The 6,146-nt window shown below is 35.2% G+C and carries 6 protein-coding genes; 2 read left to right on the top strand and 4 right to left on the bottom strand.

What is annotated here, in order from left to right; all coding sequences use genetic code 11:
- Positions 1 to 85: 85 nt before the first annotated feature.
- Complete coding sequence (locus tag PVA17_RS03550; RefSeq protein WP_274066902.1) at positions 86 to 421, bottom strand: hypothetical protein; 336 nt, start codon at positions 419 to 421, stop codon at positions 86 to 88.
- A gap of 110 nt (positions 422 to 531) precedes the next feature.
- On the opposite strand from PVA17_RS03550, the gene PVA17_RS03545 reads away from it, so the two are divergent.
- Positions 532 to 1,092 (top strand): GNAT family N-acetyltransferase, encoded by a 561-nt coding sequence (locus PVA17_RS03545; RefSeq protein ID WP_274066901.1) that lies wholly within the window; start codon positions 532 to 534, stop codon positions 1,090 to 1,092.
- A gap of 41 nt (positions 1,093 to 1,133) precedes the next feature.
- On the opposite strand, the gene PVA17_RS03540 is transcribed toward PVA17_RS03545, so the two are convergent.
- Together PVA17_RS03540 and PVA17_RS03535 are read right to left on the bottom strand one after the other, a co-directional pair.
- Positions 1,134 to 2,129: a S66 family peptidase gene (locus PVA17_RS03540; RefSeq protein ID WP_274066900.1), complete on the bottom strand. Its 996-nt coding sequence runs from the start codon at positions 2,127 to 2,129 to the stop codon at positions 1,134 to 1,136.
- An 18-nt stretch (positions 2,130 to 2,147) separates the two neighbouring features.
- Complete coding sequence (locus tag PVA17_RS03535) at positions 2,148 to 2,645, bottom strand: GNAT family N-acetyltransferase (RefSeq protein WP_274066899.1); 498 nt, start codon at positions 2,643 to 2,645, stop codon at positions 2,148 to 2,150.
- 84 nt (positions 2,646 to 2,729) lie between these two features.
- On the opposite strand from PVA17_RS03535, the gene PVA17_RS03530 reads away from it, so the two are divergent.
- Entirely contained in the window at positions 2,730 to 3,119 is a 390-nt protein-coding gene (locus PVA17_RS03530) for a hypothetical protein (RefSeq protein ID WP_274066898.1), read from the top strand.
- 349 nt (positions 3,120 to 3,468) lie between these two features.
- On the opposite strand, the gene mprF is transcribed toward PVA17_RS03530, so the two are convergent.
- Positions 3,469 to 5,991 (bottom strand): bifunctional lysylphosphatidylglycerol flippase/synthetase MprF, encoded by a 2,523-nt coding sequence (gene mprF, locus PVA17_RS03525; protein WP_274066897.1) that lies wholly within the window; start codon positions 5,989 to 5,991, stop codon positions 3,469 to 3,471.
- Between the last annotated feature and the right edge of the window lie 155 nt (positions 5,992 to 6,146).

Below are 6,146 nucleotides of genomic sequence, written 5' to 3'. Positions count from 1 at the left end.
GTCTGTCTCGCTTTCCCGCAGGAGTCGAGCGATGCTTCTCCAAACAACGCAATGTATCACACTATTATTTTAGTCACGCTTTCCTTTATAATAAAAGAACTAATGTGCAGGTGGTGCTTTTCGCACAGAAAAAATCATGTTGCTGTCGCTTCGCTTTCGCACAGGCAAAAACATGTTGCTGTCGCTTCGCTTTCGCACAGACAACATCCACAACGCTCCAGAATTTCGGGCGAAACAGATGTTTTTGGCGCGAAAGCGTAGTGCAACGAAGCGACAGCAATAGCACAATGTTGGTCACGAAGGCTTTATCATAGGGTGTGATGGTTTTAGCCTTAATTCCTCTATCACTCATCCCCAAGGCGTCGCCCAACCTCCCCTCCAATCGAATGTAAATCCATAATAGTGCAGTGCTTTTTTCCATTTTCTCCCTTCAACCTTAAAATTTACTCTAACGAATATCTTCACAATAATTTATAAATCTGGTTATAATTAGATAAACTTTAATGATTGCACAAATGAAGGGGGAGTTTTGTGAGCAATAACATTTTTAAACAAGCACCACCTGTTTTAAAAACAGCACGATTAACGTTAAGGCCAATTTCATTAAATGATTCAGAAGCAATATTCAACTACACTTCAAGTGAAAAAGTAGCACGCTATGTTACATGGGAACCCCATAAGAATTTAGACGAAACAAAAGAGTTTATTGAATTAGTTTTAAATGGCTATAAACAAGATAATCATCTATTATGGGGCATCGAATTTGAGCAAAATTTAATTGGCACTATCGATTTTGTTGCTATAACTGACAAGCATAAATGTGCGGAAATAGGCTATGTTCTATCTGAAGATAATTGGAATAAAGGGATAACGACTGAAGCAGTAAAAAAACTAATCGATTTTGGTTTTACCGAATTAGGATTAGTGCGAATTCAAGCACGATGCTTTGAAGAGAATATAGGATCTCAAAAAGTAATGGAGAAATCAGGGATGCTTTTTGAGGGGATTTTACGAAAAAGTATGTTCGTTAAGGGGAATCATCAAAATGTTAAAATGTATGCTATTACAGATAATGACTATGTTAAATCATAATTGGACTAAGCCCTGCAAAAAATCAGCAGGGCTTATTTAATTTACAACCATTTCTCAATACAATAGACTTTTTTAGCCGTTGCATCTAATCTTACTTGTTTTCCTATAGCAATTGGATGCATCGGGTGTGTATGACATATATCGAATTCTGCTAAAATCGGGATATCAATGCCGTCTAACTGTTCAAGCAGTATTTCATATGGTTTACGTCCAGTCTCTAAATCATCATAGCGTTCATGCTTGCCTAAAATAATGCCACTTATTTTTTCAAATACTCCGTGTAAATTCAGCATCGCAAAATTTTTCTCAACGATAGCTGTATTTTTAGCGCAATCTTCTATTAATAAGATATCTCCATCAAGAATTTTCGGGAAATAAGAAGTACCAATAAATCCATACATAGCATTTACATTGCCACCAATTAATCTACCTTCAGCAACTCCATCTTGAACCGTCAACCATTCATTCTTATATAACTTTTTTTCTACCGTTTTTTCTAACCAATTGACAGGTTCATCTGACCAATAGGGAGGCATTGGAATTTCGTAAGGCAAAGATTGTGACTTAAAGAAGTAGTTCTCGAAGAATTGATATGTATCATTGACTAATGGTTCAAATTCACCAAAGGAAGGAACTAATGCTGGACCGTAATAAGTTGTAATTCCTGTTTTTGCGTAAAGTGCCAGTAAAATTGCCGTTGCATCAGAGTAACCAACGACGATTTTTGGATTGCTTTGAAACGCCTCATAATCAATATATGGCAGCATACTATTTGAATTTGTACCACCGATTGTCGACATGATGATGGGGACGTTTGGATTTCTTATTAATTTATTTAACTCTTCAGCACGCTCTCTTGGAGTGCCAGAGCGATACATATCAGATTTACCAGTTAGACTTCCTTCGATTAAGTTTATATTTCTTTGTTCAAGAAAAGCTTTTGCACGCTTATATCGAGAAAGGGCACTGACGGATGCTGGCGATGATGGTGAAAAAATACCGATATTAATACTTCTAGTGTTTCTTCTAGAATTCATATACACACACCCTTTGTATTACAATAATTTTGACATAAAATATTCATCAATGTACTCACCATCAACATATAAGGAATGTCTCTTAGTTCCCTCAATTTCAAATCCCATTTTTTTATATAAAGCAACACCTACTGTATTGTTCGCCATTACTGTTAGTTCCAAGCGATGCATACCCTTTCTTTTTGCCCACTCGTCAAGGTGACTAAATAATGCCGTACCTATTTTCCGGCCTCTATAATCACTATGGATACCTATGACAATATAGGCTCGATGTGAAACTCTAGATGGCATATTATTACCTTGAACAATTAAATAACCAACTACTTTCTTTTCTATTTCAGCTATCAACAAAGCAGAATGGCTGTTATTGTTACTATTCTCAATAAATTTAGTAAATTGTTTAGTCTCTAACTTTCTTTCACCTGGCCCGAATAACATTAAATTAGACTCTTCTGCATTTTTTATGACAGCTATAATCTGTTCAGCATCTTCACGTTTTGCCTCTCTTATTAACATTTTTATCAAACTCCTTTCTTTATCAGGTATGGCTTGGCATTCTATTTCCGGATGTGTGGCACCGCTGAAATAAGGTAAAATTTAGTGACATGTTATATTGAATTTCAATTATTACAAAGCGCTAATGGAAAATTAAATAAAAAATTACAATTTTTTCATAAACTTTATTTCATCATGAATCAATCAGCGATTTCGGTTCACTTATCAGCGATGTTTGATGCTTTATCAGCGATTCTGACTCTCTTATCAGCGATGTTTGATGTTTTATCAGCGATTCTGACTCTCTTATCAGCGATGTTCGATACTTTATCAGCGATTCTGGCTCTTTCAAGTTTTAGCGGCGTTCTTCCTTTGGTTAGCGGCGCAACTCACACTTTTAGCAGCGAATTCCAACATAAGCTGGACAATTTGACTAAACTAACGTCAGAGTTGAAGAACAGTTGTATAGAATTTTACACAATATTAAGGACTTGACTCTTTATTATCAGGAATTCTGACTCTCTTATCAGCGATGTTCGATACTTTATCAGCGATTCCGGCTCTTTTATCAGCGATGTTCGATACTTTATCAGCGATTCTGACTCTTTTATCAGCGATGTTTGATACTTTATCAGCGATTCTGGCTCTTTTATCAGCGATGTCCTGCGTTCCGGTCCTTATCATTTTTCTGACTATAAAAATTCATAAAAAAGATGCATTGCAAAGTAATTTTGCAATGCATCTTTTTTGTATGGGCTTGCGACGAATCGGTTCATTATGCTGGCAGCACAACCAGCACACCTTCTTAAATTCACACTCTTCTTTATAGGAAAAACTTAGCTACTTATTTTCTCTTTTTACCAATTAATAACGTGACCTGTGCCATTGTAAATGGCAGTGAGGATTTCTTTCGATATGCTATATATTTTGGCTCCCAAAAATCTGCATATTTTAATTTAAAGTTTCTTAATCCTTTAAAATGATAGAAGTACTGCCCATGTAAAAATATTTGTGCTGCTATTTTTTCGCTTAAAAAGGAATACCTAGACTGTCCGACATTTGACAATGGCGACATCCCCATATTAAAAATTCGGTAGCCTTCTGTTTTTGCCCATTCAAAGAGCGATAGGAATATGAAATCCATTGTTCCAGATGGCGCTCCCGGCTTAAAACGCATGAGATCTACTGAGAGTCTTTCGCCATTATCGTACATTGGCATGAGACTAGCAAAGCCAATAACTCCTTCTGTACCACGTAAAACGGCAATGTTTGAAGTGTTTAAATAGTGTTCATTAAAAAAGCCAAGAGAAAAGCCTTTTTCTGACCTTCCTTGCAACCATTTCGTTGATACTTCTTGCAATTCATTCATTAATTCCTGTGAGTAAGGAGGGTTTTCTATTTCAACTGTAAAATTTTCTCGTTCAAATTTATTTTTTACTGCTCGGCGTCCCTTCATTCCCTTACCAGCAAGTGTAAACTTATCCAAGTCTACAAAGGCTTCTTCGCCAAGCTTAAAAAAACTATACCCATGCTCATGTAAAGAAGGGAAAATTTTATTGTTAATTTCATAAAAAACCGGTGTATAACCATGCTTATCTGCCAATTCTAAAAACTCCTGAATAGCGGATAAAAAATCAGATTCATCTCCCACTGGATCTCCCAGTACAACAATCTTATCGGCATATATTTGATAAGAAAATAAAACTGTACCTTGTTTATTCCAATGTATAAATTTGTCATGTAAAAAAATTATATGTGAATACTCCGTCCCTTTATAGGTCATCAAATGGTCTTTAATTTTCTCTTCTTGCTCACTTGATAAAAGCTTTTCCATTTTCTTAGGTGCACGGATAAAATAGCCTATATAAAAAATGACAATTGCTATTAAGATGCCTATTACTGCACTATAAAATAAGTCTCGGTAATCTGTAATGATATATTCCTGCAAAGCGACTGGAATATGAATTTTAGATGTAGGTAAGTTCACATAACCAATCACTACATACATCGCTGTAATGATTGTCACTGCCGCAAGATCAATCAAAACGATTCCCCATGTCAAAACGTTACTTTCACGGTAAAATTGTTTTTTTGAGGTGATTAACAGCCCTGTGACAATGAGTAAAAAAATTGCTTCTTCATAATCCAAGCCTTTAAAAATTGAAAATAGTGCAGAACTACTTAGCACAATGAGGCAAAGTTGATAGGCCCTTTTCACTTTATATTTAATCCCTCTACATAAACCTAAGAGAATAAAGCCAGCTGCAACAGTCATTTGATGAGAGACATGCATAATCGGCGAAGATAAAAATTCCTGAGCTATTTTTAGTCGACTTAAAATACCTGGCACTGAAGCTGATAGCAATAATACAATGCCAGAGAGAAATATCAATATCGTTAACAGCATGTGACTCAGCTTCTGAAGAACGACATTTGGCAAGTCATCCCATGATTGATTCCAACGTTCCCAATATTCTTTTACAAATAAAAGAGAAGAAACTAAAAATGGAAGCACAAAGTAACCAACTCGGTACAAAATTAATAGAAAAAGCACTTTTTCATCAGCGATTCCTAAACTTTGAGTCCCCCATAAAAAAACAAGGTCAAAAGAGCCCACCCCGCCAGGAATCATACTGACAATACCCGCACAGGAAGCAATTAAAAATATCGGAAGTAAATCGGATAAATTTATTGGAATCTTTAAAATAAAAGTTAATATCCAAATAACTAAAAAGACTGCAACCCATTCAGTTACGGAAGTGCCCATCAATTGAAGAGAGATCTTTGGCTTTATAGAACCTGCTTTTTTATTGCGGATGAGAAGCATAGCAATAAAAATCGGTACATATAGGCTGACAAGAATAACTGCTATTTTTAACCATCGTACTTCTTTTAGCAATGGGAAGTCCCAATAGAATATATACATAATCCAAGCTAACAGCGAAATCCCTGTTAAATAAAAGAGGGTTACGGAGGCAATGCTTTTTAATAAGTCTTCCTTATCCTCTTTATATTTCGAATAGAAATAATTACGTAAAAAAACACCAACTAAACCACCAAAGCCAATAAGATTAGAGAAGGTATTTACAACAAAAGAATGATTCAGTAGAAGACGGTTGTTTATTTTGATTCCTAATATTTTTACTAAAATAACATCATAAAAAATCATCGGTGTAATGGCACAGAAGGTAATTAAAAGAATAAATAAGAGCTCCCATATGTGCAGTTCATTCACTTCTTTCCGAAGTAACTGAACATCTATCCCACTGATTGTTTGTAGAATTTCATAAATGGCTATTGCTAAAAGCGCTATTGGAAATAGAATTTTCAAAAATTTAAATAGCGACTCTTTTCGAACGTTGAACATGTGTGTTAAACCTACTCCCCATTAGCTTTCTAAAATCAATTATTTCTTTATTTTCCATAAAAAATCCTCCGAAAAATAATATACTATTATTGTAACGGATTCTCTGCTATATGTATCATATCTAATCAGGTTTACCTCTCGGGATAAAGCATATT

Source organism: Lysinibacillus sp. CNPSo 3705, assembly GCF_028674935.1.
Taxonomy (GTDB): domain Bacteria; phylum Bacillota; class Bacilli; order Bacillales_A; family Planococcaceae; genus Lysinibacillus.
Note: the sequence above shows the minus strand (reverse complement) of the source record. Positions and strands in the feature narration are given on the sequence as shown.